We start from the raw sequence: 21,742 nt of genomic DNA on the forward strand, positions 1-21,742 counted from the left end.
GCTGAAGTCCAACATCGGTCACACCCAGGCCGCGGCCGGGGTCGCCGGGGTGATCAAGACGGTGATGGCGCTGCGCCACGGCGTCCTTCCCCAGACCCTGCACGTCGACCGGCCCAGCACCCGCATCGACTGGGAAGCCGGCCACGTCCAGCTACTCACCGAAGCGGTGGACTGGCCCGAGACCGGGCGCCCGCGCCGCGCCGGGGTCTCCGCGTTCGGGGTGTCCGGCACCAACGCCCACGTCATCCTCGAAGCCCCCGCCGACGAAGCGGCCCCCGAGCCCGAACGGCCGGAGCAGGTCCTGAGCCCTCCGGCCACGCCGTGGGTGCTGTCGGGCAAGACCGAGGCGGCGCTGCGGGCCCAGGCCACGCGGATGCTGACCTGGACCCAGGAGAACCCGGACGCCGACCCGGACGCCGTCGCCCGCACCCTGGTCACCGAGCGGGCCACCTTCGCCCACCGCGCCGTCCTGGCCGGCAACGGCCTCGACGGCCTGCGGGACGGCCTGGCGGCCCTGGCCGACGAGCGCCCCTCCGCCCAGGTGCGCTCCGGCCGGGCCCTGAGCTCCGAGGTGGTCTTCGTGTTCCCCGGCCAGGGCGGCCACTGGGCCGGCATGGCACTCGACCTGATCGACTCCAGCCCGGTCTTCGCTGAGGCGATCGGCGAATGCGCCGCCGCCCTGGCACCTCACGTCGGCTGGAAGCTCACCGACGTACTGGGCGACGAGAAGGCCCTGGAACGCGCGGACGTGGTCCAGCCCGCCCACTGGGCCGTCTCGGTCGCCCTGGCCCGGCTGTGGCAGGCCTGCGGGATCGTGCCGTCGGCCGTGGTCGGGCACTCGCAGGGCGAGATCGCGGCAGCCCACGTGGCCGGCGCGCTCACCCTGGCCGAGGCCGCCCGGCTCACGGCCACCCGCTCGGCGGTGATCGCGGCCGGCCTCAGCGCAAGCGGGGCGATGCTGTCCCTGCCGCTGTCGGCCCCGGAAGCGGAGGGACTGCTGCGCCCCTGGGCGGGCCGGCTGTGGATTGCCGCGTACAACGGCCCGCAGTCGGTGGCGGTCTCCGGGGAACCGCAGGCCGTTCAGGAGTTGCTGACGCACTGCGAAGGCCACGACATCCGGGCCCGGCGCGTGCCCATCGGCTACGCCTCCCACACCCCGCTGGTGGAGCCGGTGGCCGAGGAGCTGCTCGCGGCCCTGGGAACGGTGACGACCCAGGCCTCAAGCGTGCCGCTGTACTCCACCGTCAGCGGCCGGTTGCTGGACACCAGCAGCCTGGACGCCGGGTACTGGCTGGACAACCTGCGCAGCCCGGTCCGCCTCCAGGACGCGGTGCAGGAACTGCTCTCCGACGGTGCGCGGATCTTCCTGGAGGTCGGCCCGCACCCGGTGCTGACCGCGGCCATCGGTGACACCGCAGCCGCCTCGGGCATCGAGGTCGCAGCGCTGGGCACCCTGCGCCGGGGCGAGGGGGGAGCCGCGCGGATGCTCTCCGCGCTCAGCGAGGCCCACGTCCACGGAGCCACCGTGAACTGGCCCCTGGTGCTCCCGAAGGCTTCGGTCGCTGCACAGAGGTCGTTGCCCACCTACGCCTTCCAGCACCAGCGGTTCTGGCCGGTGGCTGCGGGCACGAGCGCGGACGTCGGCGGAGCCGGCCTGGTCTCACCCGGGCACCCGCTGCTGGGGGCGGTCGTGGACCTGCCGGAGGGCGACGGCTGCCTGCTCACCGGTCGGGTCGCGGTGCACACCCACCCGTGGCTGGCTGACCACCGGGTACGCGGTGCGATCGTCTTCCCGGCCGCCGGTTTCGTCGAGCTCGCGGTCCAGGCCGCCGACCAGGCCGGGTTCGACCGGATCGCCGAACTGCTGTTCGAGGCCCCCTTGGTGATCCCGGAGGCCGGCGGCTGCCGGATCCAGGTCCGGGTCAGCGGTGAGGAACTCACCGTGCACGCCCGTACCGGCCCGGACGGTGAATGGGTCCGGCACGTCAGCGGAAGCCTGGCCCACTCCGAGGGCTCCGATCTCGATGACATGGCCAGGGCGGCTCTCGCGCCGACCGGAGCCCGGCCGCTCGAGGTCGGTGCTCTCTACGCCCCGGACGCCGAAGTGCTGTACGGGCCGGCCTTCCAGGGCGTGGAACAGATCTGGGTGCACCAGGAACAGGTGTACGGCGACGTCGCCCTGCCGCCCGGGCAGAACACGGCCGGGTTCGGCATCCACCCGGCCCTGCTCGATGCCGTCCTGCAGACGACGTTGTTCACGGACCCGAACCGGGCTGCGGGAGCGCAGCTTCCGTTCACCATCGAGGACATCCGGCTGCACGCCTCCGGGGCCACCCGGCTCCGGGTGCGGGCCGAGCGCCTCGGCGAGGACGCCAGCACGCTGAGCGTGACCGATCCGGCCGGTGAGCCGGTGCTGAGCATCGGCTCGCTGCGGGTGCGGCCGCTGCCCGACGGCGCCCTCACCGCGCCGGCCGTCGCCGACGAGACCGTGGTGCTGGTGCCGCGCTGGAACCCCGTCGCGGACGGCCCGGTGCACACCGCGGTCTCCGACGTCGTGGCCGGTCTCGGCGAGGCACCGGGGCAGATCCGGGTGCTGGTGGCCGAAAGCGACCGCGCAGCCGACCCGATCGCTGAGGCGCAGACCCTCGGCGCCCGGGTCCTGTCCGACCTGCAGACCTGGCTGGGCGACAGCCGGTACGAGCGCACCCAGCTGGTGGTTCTCACCCGCGGCGCGGTCTCCACCGGCCCCCACGAGCCGGTCGGCGACCTGCCGGCGGCCGGGGTGCGGGGTCTGGTCCGGGCCGCCCAGTCGGAGAACCCGGGCCGGATCGTCCTGCTCGATCTGGACCTCGAACTGAACCCCGATCTGGATCCCGAGCTGGGCCCCGAGCTGGACCCCGAGCTGGACGAGGTGCTCATCGCCCGGGCGATCGACACCGGCGAGATCGAGCTGGCGGTGCGGGGCGGCGCGTTCCTGGCGCCCTCCCTCCTGCCCGCTGCACAGGCCGGGGCGCTGATCCCGCCGGCCGGGGCCTGGCGTCTGGACACCGTCCAGCGCGGCACCCTCGACGGCCTCGCCCTGGTGCCCGACCCCGAGTCCGGCCGCGCACTGGAGGCCGGTGAGGTACGGATCCGTATTCATGCCGCGGGACTGAACTTCCGCGACGTCCTCAATGCACTGGGGATGTACCCCGGTGATCCCGGCCCGCTCGGGGGCGAGGCCGCCGGTGAGGTCATCGAAACGGCCGCTGACGTGACCGGTCTGGCGGTCGGGGACCGGGTCACCGGCATGATGGGCGGCGCCTTCGGCCCGCTTGCGGTCGCCGACGCCCGGCACGTCACCCGCTACCCGGACGAGTGGAGTCACGCCCAGGCCGCGGCCATGCCGACGGTGTTCCTGACCGCCTACTACGGTCTGAGCGACCTGGCTGGACTGCGGCGCGGCGAGAGCGTCCTGATCCACGCCGGGACCGGCGGTGTGGGCATGGCCGCGATCCAGCTGGCCCAGCACCTGGGCGCCGAGGTGTTCGCCACCGCCAGCGAGAGCAAGTGGGACGTGCTGCGCTCGCTGGGCCTGGACGAGGACCACATCGCCTCCTCCCGTTCGCTGGACTTCGAGCTGAAGTTCGGCGTCGTCACCGCAGGGCTGGGGGTCGACGTCGTCCTGAACTCGCTGTCCGGTGAGTACGTGGACGCCTCGCTGCGGCTGCTGGCCGAGGGCGGGCGGTTCGTGGAGATGGGCAAGACCGACATCCGCACGGCAGAACAGGTTCCCGGCGTCCGGTACCAGGCGTTCGACATGATGGACGCCGGCCCCGACCGGGTGCAGGGCATGCTGGGCGAACTGCTGTCGCTCTTCCGGGCCGGCGCGCTGCGGCCCCTGCCGGTCACCCGGACCGACGTGCGCGAGGCCCCGCAGGTCTTCCGGGCGATGAGCCAGGCCCGGCACACCGGCAAGAACGTCCTGACGATCCCGCAGGCACCGGCCCACGGAACGGTCGTGATCACCGGCGGTACCGGCGGGCTCGGGGCCGTCCTGGCCCGGCACCTGGTCACCCGGCACGGGGTCCGTGACCTGCTGCTGCTCAGCCGCAGCGGCGACCAGGCGGCATCCGCCGGCCGGCTGCGCCAGGACCTGAACGCCCTGGGCGCCCGCGTGGACATCCAGGCCTGCGACGTCGCCGACCGCTCGGCCCTGGAGAAGGCCCTGGCCGCGGCCACCACCCCGATCACCGGGATCATCCACACCGCAGCGGTTCTCGACGACGGGGTGATCACCTCGCTGGGCGCCGGCCGGCTGGAGACGGTGTTCGCGCCCAAGGCCGCGGCCACCTGGCACCTGCACGAACTGACCCGCGACCTGGACCTGTCCTGGTTCGTGGTGTTCTCCTCGATGGCCGGCCTGACCGGCAACCCGGGCCAGGGCAGCTACGCCGCCGCGAACGTGTTCGCCGACGCCGTGGTCCAGCACCGCCGTGACCTCGGCCTGCCCGCGGTCTCGATGGCCTGGGGGGCCTGGACCGCCCGGACCGGTCTGACCGCAACGCTGTCCGAGGTGGACCAGGCCCGCATCGCGGGCAGCGGGATGCTGCCGCTGTCCCTCGAGCAGGGCCTTGGCCTGTTCGACCGGGCCGTGCTGTCCGGCCCGGCCGTGCTGGGCCTGATGCGCCCGGCCGCACCCGCCCGGGCAGTGGCCGCGCTCCGTCGTACGGCCGGAACCGATGCCTCGGCAGAAGGCTTCGCCCAGCGCTGGGCAGCCGTCCCGGCGGCCGAACGACCGGAGTACCTCACCACCCTGGTCCGCTCGCACGCGGCCGCCGTGCTGGGGCATCCGGGCCCGGACGACATCGATCCCGAACGTTCCTTCCGGGATGCAGGATTCGACTCCCTCACCGCGGTCGAGCTGCGTAACCGGCTCACCGCGCAGACCGGGCAGACACTGCCGGCCACCGTCGTCTTCGACTACCCGTCGGCGCAGGCCCTGGCCGGGCACCTGATCGGGCTGATCGCGGCCGAGGAACCCTCGCCCGCCGAGCCGGTGCTGCGGGCGCTGAGCAGCCTGCGGGGCGGGCTCGGCGCGGCGATCACCGACCCGGGCGATCGGGCCGAGATCGCCCGGCGGCTCAACGAGTTGCTGGCCCTGGTCTCCGGACCCCAGGGACCCCAGGAGCAGACCGGGAACGACGAGGCCGCCGACGACCTCGACTCCGCCTCCGACGACGAACTGTTCGCCCTGGTCGACAAGGGCTTCGAGTGAGACGGCAGCGACCCGGCCAGGTCAGGACGACCCGGCCGGCCCGACGCCGCCATGTGAACCGGACGACAGGAGTTGACAGGTAATGTCCAACGAGGAGCAGCTTCGTTCCTACCTCAAGCGGGCGATCGCCGACTCGCGCGAGGTCCAGCGGCGCCTGCGTGAGGTCGAGGACCGGCAGAACGAGCCGATCGCGATCGTGGGCATGTCCTGCCGTCTGCCCGGTGGGGTCACCGGCCCGGACGACCTGTGGGACCTGGTGCTCTCCGGCCGGGACGGCGTCGGCCCGGTGCCCGCCGGACGCGGCTGGGACCTCGCTGAACTGGCCGCGGCCGGCCTCACGTCGGTGCAGGGCGGCTTCCTGGTGGGCGCCGACGAGTTCGACGCCGGCTTCTTCGGCATCTCACCGCGCGAGGCCCTGGCCATGGACCCCCAGCAGCGCCTGCTGCTGGAGATGTCGTGGGAGGCTTTGGAGGACGCGGGCATCCGGCCGCAGTCGCTGCACGGCAGCGACACCGGCGTCTTCGTCGGCACCTTCGCCTCGCACTACACCGAGGTGGCGGCCGCCTCGGCGGACGACCTGAGCGGGCACCTGATCACCGGCGGCTCACAGAGCGTGGCCTCCGGGCGGATCGCCTACGTGCTCGGGCTGCAGGGACCGGCCCTGTCGGTGGACACGGCCTGTTCCTCCTCCTCGGTCGCGGTGCACCTGGCCGCGGGCGCCCTGCGTAAGGGTGAGTGCTCGGCCGCCCTGGTCGGCGGGGTGACCGTGATGGCCACGCCCGGTGCGTTCTTCGGGTTCTCCGCACAGGAGGGCATGGCCCACGACGGGCGCTGCAAGGCCTTCGCCGACTCCGCCGACGGTGCCGGATGGGCGGAGGGCGGCGGCGTCCTGGTGCTCATGCGGTTGTCCGAGGCACAGCGTCAGGGCCACCGTGTCCTGGCCCTGATCCGCTCCAGCGCGGTCAACCAGGACGGCGCCTCCAACGGCCTCACCGCGCCCAACGGCCCGGCCCAGCAACGGGTGATCCGCTCGGCACTGGCCGCCGCCGGACTCGCTCCGGCCGACGTGGACGTCGTCGAGGCGCACGGCACCGGGACCGTCCTGGGTGACCCGATCGAGGCTCAGGCCCTGCTGGCCACCTACGGTCAGGACCGCCCGGCGGGGCGTCCGCTGCTGATCGGCTCACTGAAGTCGAACATCGGCCACACCCAGGCCGCGGCCGGGGTGGCCGGGATCATCAAGATGGTCCTGGCCCTGCGCCACGGGATCGCCCCGCGCACCCTGCACGTCGATGCCCCGACCGCCAAGGTGGACTGGACGCAGGGCGAGGTGCGCCTGCTGACCGAGAACACCGAGTGGTCCGGCACCGGGCAGCCCCGCCGGGCAGGCGTCTCCTCGTTCGGGGTCTCCGGGACCAATGCCCACATCATCCTCGAAGAGGCGCCCGTCGAGGGCCTTTCGGAGCAGGCTGGGGGCGCCCCCGGACCGTGGGTGGTCACGGCGAAGAGCCCCGAGGCCCTGAACGAGCAGGCCGCCCGCCTGGCGCAGCACCTGCGCACGCACCCGCACCTGCCGGCCGAGGCCGTCGCCGCCTCGCTGCTGGGCCGCACCCGGTTCGACCACCGCCTGGTGGTGCTCGGGCCCACGCGCGATGCACTGCTGAGTGGACTGGACACTTTCGTTGCTGGGCAACCCTCCGCGACCACCGTCCACGGCCGGGTGCGACCAGGCCCGCTGGGTGTGCTGTTCAGCGGACAGGGAGCCCAGCGCCTGGGCATGGGACGCGAACTGCACGCCGGCAACCCCGTCTTCCATCGTGCTTTCGAGGAGGTGGCCGCCGAACTCGGCCGGCACCTCGAGCATCCGCTCACCGACGTCCTGTGGGGTGAGGACGGCGACCTGCTCGACCAGACCGGCTGGGCGCAGCCGGCCTTGTTCGCCATCGAGGTCGCCCTGTACCGGGTGCTGGAGGCCACCGGGGTTCGGCCCGCCTACCTGAGCGGGCACTCGGTCGGCGAGATCGCCGCCGTGCACGTAAGCGGGGCCCTGAACCTGGCCGACGCCTGCCGTCTGGTCGCGGCCCGAGGGCGCCTGATGCAGGCCCTGCCCGCGGGCGGGGCGATGATGGCGATCGAGGCCTCGCAGGCCGACGTGCGGCCCTACCTGTCGGCCGAGGTCGCCCTGGCCGCGGTGAACGGCCCGGCCTCGGTCGTCCTGGCCGGTCCGGAGGCGGCGGTGACCGAGGCCGCCGGCCACCTGGCCCGGGCGGGGCGGCGCACCCACCGGCTGAAGGTCTCCCACGCGTTCCACTCGGCGCTGGTGGATCCCATGATGGGAGCTTTCCAGCAGGTGCTGGAGACCCTGACCTGGCACGAGCCCACCGTGCCGATGGTCTCAACGCTCACGGCTGGCCCGGTCGCCGTCGGCGAGTTCGGCACCGTGGGCTACTGGCAGCGCCAGGCCCGCGGCACCGTCCGTTTCGCCGACGCCGTGCGCCGCCTGGAAGAACTGGGTGTGCGCACGCTGGTGGAGGTAGGTCCTTCGGGCGCGCTGGCGGCCGCCGCGGCCGAGATCGTCAGTGCCGAGACCATGACCGTCGCGCTGCAGCGAGGCCGGGAGAACTCTGAGAGCAACGGCCTTGAGTCGGCCCTGGCCACCTTGACGGTGCGCGGCCTGCCGATCACCTGGGGCCCGGCGCCGCTTCGGCCGATTCCCCTGCCCACGTATGCTTTCCAGCGCCGACGCTACTGGCCCACGCCGGCGCCGCAGACCGGTGACGTCAGCGGAGCCGGTCTGATGCCTGCGGGGCATCCGATGCTCGGCGCCACGGTGGTCCTGCCCGAGTCCGGCGGCACGCTGTTCACCGGCCGCATCTCCACCCGCACCCATCCCTGGCTGGCCGGGCACGTCGTGCGCGGTGCGATCGTCCTGCCCGGCACCGCCTTCGCCGAACTCGCGCTGTGGGCCGGCGCGGGCCTGGGCTGCCCGCGCATCGCGGAGCTCACACTGCACAGCCCTCTGGTGCTGGAGCCGGGGGTGGGCTGTCTGCTGCAGGTGCTGCTGACCCCCGGCGAGACAACCGCCGAACAGTGGACGTTCGTGGTCCACGCCCGGCCCGAGGACAGCCAGGAGTGGACCCGTCACGCCGGTGGCACCCTGACCCCGGCCCACGCGCCGGAACCGGTTTTCGTCTGGCCGCCGGCCGCACCGGAGATCAGCCTCGAGGGTGTGTATGCCGCCGCCGCCGAGGGCGGCCTGCTCTACGGTGAGGCCTTCCAGGGCCTGACCCGGGCCTGGAAGGCGGGCGAGCAGGTCTGGTCCGAAGTCGCCCTGACCGACGATGCCGGCGACTACGGCATCCACCCGGCGCTGCTGGACGCGGTGCTGCACGCGGCGCTGCTGCTGGACGATCGGCAAGGCAGTGGGCTGCCCTTCGTCTTCGAGGACGTGCAGCTGTACGCTTCCGGCGCCTCGCGGGTGCGGGCACACGTGCGGCGTACCGCCGCGGGAAAGCTGCGGGTGCAGGTCAGCGACGAGGCCGGCTCGCCGGTCCTGACCGTCGGCTCGCTGCTGACCCGGCCGCTGCCGCAGGGCCCGCTCAGCGGAAGCCTCGGCAGCACCGAGAGCACCGACACGGTGGTGCTGCAGCCGCGCTGGAACCGGATCACGGCCCCCGGTGCCGAGCGGGATGTGACGGTCGCCCGGCTGGCGGATCTCAGTGACGGCCAGACTGGTCCGGAGGCAGCTTTTTTCGAGATTCCGACGGCCGGTGGAGACGTGCTGGCGGACACGCGGCAGCGCACGGCAGCTGTCCTGGAGACGGTGCAGCATTTCCTGGCCCAGGACGCCTGGGCCAGGACGCGCCTGATCGTGATCACCTGGGGCGCGGTCAGCACCTCGCACGACGACGTCGCGACCGATCTGGGGGCGGCAGCGATCTGGGGCCTGGTACGTTCTGCCCAGTCCGAGAACCCCGGCCGCATCGTCCTGCTGGACCTACCGGCTCCCGAACCACTGGCCGGCCAGACCCCGGCCGGTGGGCCCGCGGTCCTGGTGTGGGCCGGGCCCGCCCTGGCCACCGGGCACCCCCAGCTTGCGCTTCGCGCGGGCGAACTGCTCATCCCCAGCCTGGTGCCGTTCGACCAGGCACCGGCTCACGATCCGCGGACGGCCTGGGCCGTGGCCCGACCCGACACCGTTCCTGGGGGTGCCTGCGCAGCCGAGGCAGGCAGCGGCACCGTCCTGATCACCGGTGGTACCGGCGGTCTGGGCATGGTGTTGGCCCGGCATCTGGTGCTGCAGCATCAGGTCCGCAGCCTGCTCCTGGTCAGCCGTCGCGGCCCCTCCGCCGAAGGCGTGTCCGACCTCGTGGCCGAGCTCGAGGAGGCCGGCGCCCGGGTCGTCGTGCAGGCCGCCGACGTGGCCGACCGGGAATCAGTGCGCCACCTCCTGGCCGCCCACCCGGACCTCACGGCGATCGTGCACACCGCAGGCGTGGTGGACGACGGGGCGATCACCTCGCTCACCCCGGAACGCATGCACACGGTGTTCGCGCCCAAGGCCGAGGCTGCCTGGCACCTGCACAAGCTGACCGCAGACCGCGATCTGCGCGCATTCGTCGTGTTCTCTTCACTGGCAGGGCAGTTCGGTACCCCCGGCCAGGCGAACTACGCGGCCGCCAACCTTTTCCTCGACACCCTCATGCAGTCGCGCCGCGCCGCCGGCCTGCCGGGTACGTCGCTGGCCTGGGGCGCCTGGGCGCCCACGACCGGCCTCACAGCCCGCCTGTCCGAGGCCGACCAGAAGCGCATCGAGCGCTCCGGGCTGCCCCCGCTGTCGCTCGAGCAAGGTCTGCGTCTGATGGACCACGCCCTCGGCCTGGCCTCCGACGACGACGACCGCGACCCGAGCCAGGACCCGAGCCAGGACCCGAGCCAGGACCCGAGCCAGGACGGGGCCGGGGGTCCGGCCCGCCGCACCGGCCCGGCGGTGCTGGGGCTGACCCGTCTGGCTCCCGCCGACCTGCGGGCGGCCGGAGCAGTGCCCTGGCTGTTGCGCGACCTCGTGCCCGCCGCCGTTCCCACCGCCCGCGCCGGCAAGGTGGTGCCCACGGGGGACTTCGCCCGAAAGTGGGCCGCCCTGACCGAGGCCGACCGGCCCGGCTTCCTCCTGCGCCTGGTCACCGGCCACGTCGCCGCAGCCCTCGGCCACCCGGACGGCGCCGGACTCGAGACCACCGTGCAGTTCCGGGACCTCGGATTCGACTCACTGACCGCCATCGACCTACGCAACCGCCTCAGCGGGGTCACCGGGCTGAGCCTGGCCGCCAGCCTGGTCTTCGACTACCCCACGATCACCGCGCTGGTCGATCACCTGGCCGACCTGCTGGACCAGAGTCCCGCCGTCGGCGCGAGCGCGGCGGGCCTTCCGCCGGTCCTGGCCGATGCCGGCGACCCGATCGTCATCACCGGTATGGCCTGTCGCGCCCCCGGCGGGGTGAACAACCCCGACCAGCTGTGGGACATGGTCCTGCAGGGCCGCGACGGGATCACCCCCTTCCCCGAGGACCGCGGCTGGGACCTGGAGCTGCTGCTGGGCGCCGACGGCCCGGGATCGGGCATCTCGGTCACCGCCGAGGGCGGGTTCCTGCACGGCGCAGCCGACTTCGATGCCGGATTCTTCGGCATCTCACCGCGCGAGGCGCTCGGCGCCGACCCCCAGCAGCGCCTGCTGCTGGAGACCTCCTGGGAGGCCCTGGAGAGCGCCGGGATCGATCCCAGCGCCCTGCGCGGCAGCCCGGTCGGGGTCTTCATGGGGGCGATGACCTCCAACTACATGGAGGTCGCGGCCCGCTCCGCCGACGACCTGATCGGTCAGCTGGTCACCGGCGGCACGCTCAGCGTCACCGCAGGGCGCCTGTCCTACGTGCTCGGGCTGCAGGGCCCGTCGGTCACGGTGGACACGGCCTGTTCCTCCTCGCTGGTGGCCCTGCACTGGGCCTCCCAGGCGCTACGAGCGGGGGAGTGCACCACTGCCCTGGTCGGCGGGGTCACCGTGATGGCCACCCCGGACGCCTTCGTCGGGTTCTCCGCCCAGGGCGGACTCGCCGGGAACGGCCGCTGCAAGGCCTATTCCGACGATGCCGACGGCACCGGCTGGTCCGAGGGTGTGGGTGTGCTGGTGGTACAGCGCCTTTCGGACGCCCGGCGACAGGGGCGGCGGGTCCTGGCGGTGGTCCGCTCCAGCGCGGTCAACTCCGACGGTGCCAGCAACGGGCTCACCGCACCGAACGGGCCCGCGCAGCAGCGCGTGATCCGCCAGGCGCTGGCCGCGGCCGGGCTCGGTCCGGCCGACGTGGACGTGGTCGAAGGTCACGGCACCGGGACGGTTCTGGGCGACCCGATCGAGGCCCAGGCCCTGCTGGCCACCTACGGCCAGGAGCGCCCGGCACACAACCCGGTGCTGCTGGGCTCGCTCAAGTCGAACGTCGGGCACACCCAGGCCGCGGCCGGCGTGCTCGGCCTGATCAAGATGATCCAGGCCATGCGCCACGGCATCGCCCCGCAGACCCTGCACGCCCAGCAGCCCAGCGCGAAGGTCGACTGGACCCAGGGCGAGCTGCAGTTGCTCACCGAGAACACGGCCTGGCCGGCCACGGACCGGCCCCGCCGGGCAGCGGTCTCCTCGTTCGGCGTCTCCGGCACGAACGCCCACGTCATCATCGAAGCCCCGCACGAGCAACCGGCCCCCCTCACCCCGCCGGACCGTCCGATGCCGGTCAGCGCGCTCACTCCCTGGCTGCTCAGTGCCCGTTCCCCGCAGCAGGTACGCACGCAGGCCTCGCAGTTGCTGCGCGCCCTGCGCACGCACGCGCAGGAACCGGACCTGGCGGACGTCGGGGTGAGCCTGCTCAGCCGCACCCACTTCGATCACCGGGCCGTCGTCCTGGGCCGCAGCCTCGACGAGATGCTCACCGAGCTGGAGAACCTGGCCGCCGACGGCAGCCCGACGCGGACCGGTTCCGGCTCCCTGGCCGTGATGTTCGCCGGGCAAGGATCCCAGCGCATCGGGATGGGCCGCGAACTGCACGCCACCTCCCCGGTCTTCGCCGAGGCCTTCAAGGCCGTGACCACCGAGCTGGACCGGCACCTGGAGCGCCCACTCCAGGACGTGGTCTGGGGTGAGGACCCCGGCCTGCTCGCCGACACCGGCTGGGCGCAGCCGGCACTGTTCGCAATCGAGGTGGCGCTCTACCGGCTCCTGACCTCCCTGGGCCCGGAACCGGCCTATCTGGTGGGGCACTCGGTCGGTGAGATCGCCGCCGCTCACGTGTCCGGCCTGCTGTCCCTGCCGGACGCGGCCCGGCTGGTGAGCGCCCGGGGCCGTCTGATGCAGGCTCTGCCCGAGGGCGGCGGGATGATCTCGGCCCGGATGGGACGGCAGGAGGCCGAACGCCTCGTCCGGGGAACCGGTGTGGCCATCGCCGCCGTCAACGGTCCCGAGTCGGTGGTCTTCTCCGGCGAACGCGAGCAGGTGCGCGAGCTGGCCGCCGCTGTGGAGGTGAAGACCAGCTGGCTCAGGGTCAGTCATGCCTTCCACTCGCCGCTGATGGACCCGATGCTCAAGGACTTCCGCGCGGTCCTGGACACCCTCACCTGGCACGAGCCGCGGATCCCGATCGTCTCCACCCTCACCGCGGACGTGGCCGGTCCCGAGATGGCCACGCCGGAGTACTGGGTACGCCAGCTGCGCGAGCCGGTCGACTTCGCCGGCGCCGTCGCCCGCCTGGAAGAACTGGGCGCCACCACCTTGGTCGAAGCCGGACCCGATGCCGCGCTCACCACAGCGGCGCAGTACACCTGCAGCCCACAGGTCAGCACGGTGGCCTTGCTGCGGGGCCGCGATCGCCCCGAGAGCAGCGACGTGATGACGGCTCTGGCCGCGCTGCACGGTCGCGGCGTGCCGATCACCTGGGACGGCTTCTACCCCGGTGGGCGGCACGTCGAGCTGCCCACCTACCCGTTCGCGCACGAGCACTACTGGCCCAGCGCCCCGTTGAGCGGGCAGGACGTGCACGGCGCCGGGCTGAGGGCCACCGGGCACCCGCTGCTCGGCGCGGTGCTGACCCGCCCCGACGGCGCAGAAACGGTGCTCACCGGGCACCTGTCGCTGCGCACCCATCCCTGGCTGGCCGACCACCGCATCGGTGAGGAGATCGTCGTGCCCGGCACCGGTCTGGCCGAGATCGCGATCCAGGCCGGTGACCAGGTCGGCCGCCCGCGACTGGCCGAGCTCGCCCTCGAGGAACCACTGGTGCTCCCCGCCCGGGGCGCCAGCCAGCTCCAGGTCACCGTCACCGAGAACGAGACCGGCCGCTGGGGCGTCACCATCCATTCCCGCCCCGAGCACGAACAACGGTGGACCCGTCACGCGAGCGGCGTTCTGCAAGAGCCGCAGCCGCTTGCGGGGGAGGCGCTGGAGGAATGGCCGCCTGCCGCTGAGCCGGTCGACGTGTCCGGTCTCTACCCGGCCACCGCAGCTACGGGTCTGCTCTACGGCCCCGCCTTCCAGGGGCTGACCCGGGCGTGGCAGCAGGACCGGCAGGTCTGGGCCGAGGTGGAACTGCCCACGAACGTGGGCGTGCAGGGCTACGGCATCCACCCGGCCCTGTTCGACGCCGTCCTGCACGCGGCGGCGTTCCTTGGCCAGGAGCAGGCTCCGCAGCTGCCTTTCGTCTTCACCGACGTGCAGATGTGGGCTTCCGGCGCCCGCCAGGTCAGGGTCAGGATTGAGGACGCCGGTGAGGACGGACGCGTTCGGGTCGCCGTCGCCGACGCGCTGGGTAACCCGCTGCTCAGTGTCGGCTCGCTGCTGACCCGTCCGCTGCCTGAGGGCGGGCTGCGGGCCCCCGACGACACCGTGGCGCTGGTCCCGCGATGGAGCCCAGTGACTCTCCCGCCCGCCGCAACTGCGGTCGGGCACCTACTGCTGCCGGTCGCCTCGGGCGGCGGCCCGATGCTGGACGACGTCCACGCATTGACCGCCCACACCCTGCAGCGGCTCCAGGGCTGGCTCGAGGATCCCGCTCCAGGGCAGGAGAACCTCGTCGTTCTCACTCATGGCGCGGTCACCACCGGCCCCGGGAACACGGTGAGCGACCTGCCCGCGGCCGCTGTCTGGGGCCTGGTCCGGGCCGCCCAGAACGAGAACCCCGGCCGGATCCTGCTGCTGGACCTGGACGAACCCGCCGCCGAACCGGAGGCCTCCCTGATCGGGGCCGCCTTCGCCGCCGGCGAGTTGCAGGTGGCCGTCCGTAACGGCGTCGCCCACACCCCGGCCCTGGTCCCGGCCGGCCCGTCGTCGCCCGTCGCCGAGCCCGCGCCGATCAGCGGACCGGTCCTGATCACCGGCGGCACGGGAGGGCTGGGCAGCAGCATCGCCCGTCACCTGGCCGCGACCACGCCCGGCGTCGAGCTCCTCCTGGTCAGCCGGCGCGGCCCCGAGGCCGACGGTGCCCAGGCCCTGGTGGCCGACCTGACCGAGGCCGGCGCGCAGGTCACGATCGCTGCCTGCGACGTCTCGGACCGCCGGGCCCTGGCCGCTCTTATGGCTCGTCATCCGGTGCGTGGAGTGGTCCACACCGCGGGGGTGCTCGACGACGGGGTGCTGACCTCGCTGAGCGCCGAGCGTCTGCAGCGGGTGCTGCGGCCCAAGGCCGACGCGGCCTGGCACCTGCACGAGCTGGCCGGTGACCAGGAGCTCTTCGTCGTCTTCTCCTCGATCGCCGGGCAGATCGGCTCGCCCGGCCAGGGCAACTACGCCGCCGCCAACGTCTTCGCCGACACCCTGGTGCAGTGGCGCCGCCAGCAGGGCCTGACCGGCACGTCGATGGCCTGGGGCCCCTGGAACGCCGAGGCGGGCCTGACCTCGGGGCTGGCCCGGGCCGACCTTGAGCGGATGGACCGGGCGGGCCTGCCGCCTCTGGATCACCGGCAGGGCCTGAACCTCTTCGACCGGGCCCTGTCCACCGACCAGGCTCTGCTGGCCCTGACCCGGATCGACCGGGACGCGCTGCGCCGCAACGGTGTGCCGCCGATCCTGCGCACTCTGGCCGGCCCGGCGCCCCGGACGCGGCCGGTTGTCTCCTCCGGCCTGACCCGCAGATGGGACGGCGCCGGCGCCGCCGATCGTCCGCGGCTCCTGCGTGACCTGGTCCGGGCCGAGGTGGCCGCGGTCCTCGGACACACGTCGGCCGAGGCGATCGAGACCGGAACGCCACTGCGTGAGCTGGGTTTCGACTCGCTCTCGTCGATGGAGCTGCGTAACCGGCTCGGCGCCGCGACCGGGCTGAGCCTGCCGGCCAGCCTGGTGTTCGACCACCCCACGGTGAGTGCCCTGGCCGATCACCTGGCCGAGCTTCTCGGTGTCAGCGGGCCCAGTGAGGGCGGGCGAGTCTCTTCCAGACCCCTCGTCGACGCCGGCGACGACCCGATCGTGATCGTCGGCATGGCCTGCCGGTATCCCGGTGAGGTCGCCACCCCGGACGACCTGTGGAACCTGGTGGCCGAGGGCCGCGAGGGGATTACCCCGTTCCCCACCGACCGGGGCTGGGACCTGAGCGACCTGGACTTCACCCCCGAAGGCGGGTTCCTGCACGAGGCCGCCCACTTCGACGCGACGTTCTTCGGCATCTCGCCGCGTGAAGCCCTGGCTGCCGATCCGCAGCAGCGCCTTCTGCTCGAGACCTCCTGGGAAGCACTCGAGAACGCCGGAATCGACCCGGCCGGGCTGGCCGGCGCGCAGGTCGGGGTGTTCGCCGGTGCCCTGCAGTCCGGGTACAGCGAGGTGGCCTCCCGCTCGGCCGAGGACATCGCCGGTCACCTGGTCACCGGTGGCTCCCAGAGCGTCCTGTCCGGGCGGGTCTCGTACGTGCTGGGCCTTCAGGGCCCGACCATGACGATCGACACCGCCTGCTCCTCGTCGCTGGTCGCCCTGCACCTTGCGGCCCAGGCGCTGCGGGCGGGCGAGTGCACGATGGCCCTGGCCGGCGGTGTGACCGTCATGGCCACTCCGGGAACCTTCGCCGGGTTCGCACTGCAGGGGGGCCTGGCCGGTGACGGCCGGTGCAAGGCCTACGCAGACGCGGCCGACGGCACCGGGTGGTCCGAAGGTGCCGGGATGCTGGTGCTGCAACGTCTCTCGGACGCGCGCCGGCAGGGCCGGCGGGTGCTGGCGGTGGTGCGTTCCAGCGCCGTGAACTCCGACGGCGCCAGCAACGGCCTCACCGCCCCCAACGGCCCGTCCCAGCAGCGCGTCGTCCGGCAGGCTCTGGCCGCGGCCGGGCTGCGGCCCGGCGACGTGGACGCGGTCGAAGGGCACGGCACCGGCACGGTTCTCGGTGACCCGATCGAGGCCCAGGCCCTGCTGGCCACGTACGGTCAGGAGCGCGAGACCCCGCTGTACCTGGGCTCGCTGAAGTCCAACATCGGCCACACCCAGGCCGCCGCCGGGGTCGGCGGCATCATCAAGATGATCATGGCTATGCGGCACGGGCTCCTGCCCCGCACACTGCATCTGGACCAGCCCTCGACGAAGGTCGACTGGAGCACCGGTTCGCTCGAGCTGCTCGCCCACGAGCAGGCCTGGCCACAGCTGCCGGCCGGGCGCCCACGCCGCAGCGCCGTCTCCTCGTTCGGTGTCTCCGGCACCAACGCCCACGTGATCCTCGAGGCACCGGAGGCCGACGACGCCGTCTTCCCGGCAGGCCCGGCCTCAGCGCCCACCCTGAGCGGAAACACTGTGCCCTGGCTGATCACGGCCCGCACCGAGCCGGCCCTGCGCGATCAAGCGGCTCGGCTGCACGCCCACCTGGCCGCTCGGCCCGACGCCGCACCGCAGGACGTTGCCTGGTCCCTCCTGGAGCACCGCTCACGCTTCGCTCAGCGCGCCGCGATCACCGGCGCCACCCGGGAAGAACTCCTGAACGCACTGGCGGCGCTCGCCTCGGGCGAGCCCGCGGCCAACGCGGTCACGGGTGCTGCACGGGCAGGCGATGGGGTGGTGTTCGTCTTCCCGGGACAGGGCGGCCAGTGGGCCGGTATGGCAGTCGACCTGCTCACTGAATCAACGGTCTTCGCCGAGCGGATGCAGGCGTGTCAGGAAGCTCTGGCGCCGTTCGTGGACTGGCGTCTGGTGGATGTGCTGGGGGATGAGGCGGCGCTGGAGCGGGTGGAGGTGGTTCAGCCGGCGTTGTGGGCCGTGATGGTGTCGCTGGCCGGGGTGTGGCGGTCGCTGGGGGTGGAGCCGGCTGCGGTGGTGGGGCATTCGCAGGGTGAGATCGCGGCGTTGTGTGTGGCGGGTGGTCTGAGTCTGCAGGACGGGGCCCGGGTGGTGGCCCTGCGCAGTCGGGCCGTCGCCGAGGAGCTGGCTGGGCGAGGCGGCATGGTCGCTGTCGCCCTGCCGCGGGCCGAGGCCGAAAAGCTGGCCAAGGGAACCACTCTCTGTGTAGCCGTGGTGAACAGTCCCGGTTCGACCGTCCTGTCCGGTGCCGTCGCCGACGTCAGTGCGATCGCCGCCCGGTGCGAGGCTGATGGTGTGCGGGCGCGTATCCTGCCGGTCGACTACGCCTCCCACTCCGCCCAGGTCGACGCACTCCGCGAGCGGCTGCTGCGGGAACTGGCCCCGGTGAGCCCGCAACCTGCGTCCGTCGTCGTCTACTCCACGGTCACCGGTGCCCCGCTCGACCCGCTCCAGGCGGACGCCGCCTACTGGGTCGAGAACCTGCGCTCAACGGTTTGTTTCGAGGACGCGCTGCGGTCCCTGGCCGGGGCCGGCCACCGGTGCTTCCTGGAGATCGGCCCGCACCCGGTGCTGCTCGGGGCTGTTCAGGAGACGATCGCGGACGCTGTCGTCACCGGCACCCTGCGGCGTCAGGAGGGTGGCGCCGACCGGGTCGTCGCCGCATTGGCCGAACTGGCCGTGAACGGAGTCGAAGGCGACCTGCGGGACGTGCTCGGCGCGGCCCGTCCCCTGGAGCTGCCCACCTACGCCTTCCAGCAGCAGCGCTTCTGGCCCGACACCCTGGTCGCCACCGACGTCTCCGAGGCCGGTCTCGCTCCCACCCGGCACCCGATGCTGGGGGCCGTGGTGCCCCTGCCGGAGGACGCCGGAACCGTCCTGACCGGGCGGCTCTCCCTGCACACCCATCCCTGGCTGGGCGACCACCGGGTCCGGGGCGTGGCGGTGCTTCCCGGTACCGGCCTGATCGAACTGGCGCTGCGGGCGGGCGAGGAGGTGGGCGCCGCTCATCTGGCCGAGCTCACGCTCGAGGCCCCACTGCTCGTCCCCGACCATGCGAGCCTGAGCATCCGGGTCACCGTGAGCACGCAGGAGGAGCCGGACGAGAGCTGGCGTGTGGCGGTCCACAGCCGAGCGGGTGAGGACCAGGAGTGGACCCGACACGCCTGGGGCGTCCTGGACCAACGCGAGAGCGCGGGCCAGGCACTGGCCTGGCCGCCCGCCGACGTGAGCCCGGTGGACCTGGCCGGTTTCTATCGTGAGGAAGGACGCGAGTTCGAGGACATCCACTACGGGCCGGCCTTCCAGGGCCTGCAGGCGGTCTGGGCCGGTCCCGACGGTGACACGTGGGCCGAGATCGCCCTTCCGGAAGGCCTGGACGACGAGCGCTTCGGCCTGCACCCGGCGCTGTTCGACGCCGTCCTGCACGCTGCCCTGGCCGCCGCCGGGACGAACGCCGAGGCTCCGGACGAAAGCCCGCACCTGCCGTTCATGTTCACCGAAGTCCAGGTGCACGCCGGCGGCGCGACCCGGCTGCGGGCCCGGATCAGCCGGGAGGCGAGCGACCGGATCAGCATCACCGCCACGGATCCGGCGGGCGGGCCGGTGCTGACCGTTGGTGCTCTTCTGGGCCGCCCGCTGCCGGACGGGCCCTTGGTGATCGCCGGAACGAACGACAGCGTCGTCCTGGGCCTGGAGTGGACGCCCATCGAGGCCCCGGCTCCCGCCACCGCGCCGGGCTGGTCCGTGGCCGGGGACCTGAGCACCTCCGGTTTCGCCGAGCCCTGGCCCGCCGGTCTGGTGCTGAGCGTCCCCACCACCGACCCGGCCACGGTCGGCGACTCGCAGCAGGCCGCGGATCGGGCCCTCGAGGTCACCACCTGGGCCCTGGAACAGCTCCAGAGCTGGCTGTCCCGTGACGAACTGGCGGCCACGCACCTGGTCGTCCTGACCCGCTCGGCGGTACACACGGGCCCCGGCCACCCGGTCACCGACCTGCCTGCGGCAGCGGTCTGGGGTCTGGTGCGCTCGGCCCAGTCGGAGAACCCCGGACGGATCACCCTGCTGGACATCCCCACCGGGATCGAGGTCCCCGAGCCGGCCGCCATCGCCGCGCTGGTGGCCACCGGCGAGCCGCAACTGGTAATGGACCCCACACCCCGGGCGCCGCGCTTGACGCGTCGTCGTGCCGGCGCCGAGGCCGTGAACATCCCGGACGGACAGATCCTGATCACCGGCGGCACCGGCGGGCTGGGCCGTGCGCTGGCCCGGCACCTGGTGCTGCGCCACGGGGCGCGCGACCTGCTTCTGGTCAGCCGGCGGGGAACCGCAGCCGAGGGGACCGGGCAGCTGGTGGCCGAACTGAGCGCCCACGGCGCCCGGGTGAGGATCGAGGCCTGCGACGTCTCCGACCGCTCCGCCCTGGCCGCCCTGCTGAAGGGGCGCGTGCTGGGCGGGGTGGTGCACACCGCCGGAGTGCTCGACGACGGAGTGATCAACTCGCTGACGCCCGAGCGGCTGCAACGGGTGCTGCGGCCCAAGGTCGACGCTGTGGCCCACCTGAGCGAACTGGCCGAACTCACCGATCCCGGCCTGTTCGTGGTGTTCTCCTCGATGGCCGGTCTGCTCGGTGGCCCGGGGCAGGGCAACTACGCGGCGGCCAACGTCTACCTGGACGCGCTCATGCAGCAACGCCACCAGGCCGGCCGTCCCGGCCGTTCGCAGGCCTGGGGTCTGTGGACCTCCGAGACGGGCCTGGGCGGCACGCTGAGCGCGGGCGATCTGCAGCGGATGGCCCGCAACGGCATGCCACCGCTGTCGGTCCAGGAGGGCCTGAGCCTGTTCGACCAGGCCCTGGCCGTCGACGAGCCGGTGCTGGGCCTGACCCGGCTGGACCCGGTACTGCTGCGCAGGCCCGATCGCCTGCCGCCGCTGCTCAGCTCGCTGGCCCCCCGGGCCGTACGGCGGGCCGCAGGTGCAGCCCAGGAACAGCCCGGCAGCATCGCTCAACGCTGGCTCGCCCTGCCGGCGCAGCAGCGGCCCGACTACCTGCGCCAGGCCGTGCGCGCCGAGGTCGCCGCCGCCCTGGGCCACGCCTCGGGGGAGGGCATCGACGCCGACCGGGAGTTCCGGGAGCTGGGCTTCGACTCCCTGACGGCCCTGGAACTGCGCAACCGCCTGTCCGCCGGGACCGGCCTGACCCTGCCCGCCACGCTGGTCTTCGAGCACCCGACGGTCAGCGACCTGGCCACCGCTGTGGCCACCGCCCTGGCCCTGTCACCGCAGCTCGGCGTGCACGCCATGGCCGCGGCCCAGGGACCGGCCCAGCGGGCGCAACAGGACCCGGTGGGTCAGCTGTACCTGAAGGCGATCGCCGCCGGGCAGACCGAGACCGCGCACGCCTTCGCACTCACCGGCGCCGACCTGCGTCCCAAGTTCCACAAGCCGGAAGAACTGCCGGCGCTGCCCCCGGTGGTGCGGATCTCGGCCGGCGACGGCGGGCCGCACCTGATCTGCGTGGTGCCGCCAGTGCCGCTGCCGCTCACCGGCCCGGACGTGTACCTGCGCTTCGCCGCCGAGTTCACCGGCACGCGCCGGGTCTCGGCGATCGCCGCGCCGGGCTTCGGCCCGGGAGAGGATCTGCCGGGCACCAACGAGGTCATGATCTCGGTGATGGCCGACGCGATCGTGGCGCACGTGGGCCAGGAACCCTTCGCCCTGGCCGGTTCCTCCTCCGGCGGGGTCCTGGCCTACGAGATCGCGCAGGAACTGGAACGACGCGGCACCCCGGCCGCCGGGGTGGCCCTGCTCGACACCTACCGGATGAACGACTCGACGATCAAACGCTGGGACACCGAGCTGTCCTCGCGCTCGTTCACCGGAATCGACACCGGCACCATCGGTTTCGAGGAGATCACCGCCTTCGCCTGGATCTGCAGCCGGCTCCTGATCGACTGGGGCCCGGGCGACCTGGACACCCCGGTGCTGCTGCTGCGGGCCACCGTTCCCCTGGCCGAGGGCGAGGAGGGGATGCAGTGGCAGACCGACCTGCCGCAGATGTCCGCCGTCGTCGACGTGCCCGGTGACCACTTCTCGATCCTGGAGAACGAGGACGTCCCGTTCGTCGCGCAGACCGTGCACCGCTGGCTCACCGACATCGAGCACCCCGCCGAAGGAGAATGAGACCC

The 21,742-nt window shown here is 73.1% G+C and carries 1 protein-coding gene and 1 pseudogene (1 of these 2 cut by a window edge); both read left to right on the plus strand.

What is annotated here, in order from left to right; all coding sequences use genetic code 11:
* On the plus strand, positions 1-5,257 hold the end of the coding sequence (locus QSK18_RS16580; protein ID WP_285620119.1) for a type I polyketide synthase. The gene continues 22,508 nt to the left of window position 1, outside the view; only the last 5,257 of its 27,765 coding nucleotides appear in the window; the start codon falls outside the window, past its left edge; the stop codon is at positions 5,255-5,257.
* Positions 5,258-5,369: 112 nt separating this feature from the next.
* Positions 5,370-21,737, plus strand: a pseudogene (locus QSK18_RS16585) (SDR family NAD(P)-dependent oxidoreductase); the annotation flags it as partial.
* Positions 21,738-21,742: the final 5 nt, after the last annotated feature.

It is taken from the genome of Kineosporia sp. NBRC 101677 (genome assembly GCF_030269265.1).
Classification (GTDB): Bacteria; Actinomycetota; Actinomycetes; order Actinomycetales; family Kineosporiaceae; genus Kineosporia; species Kineosporia rhizophila.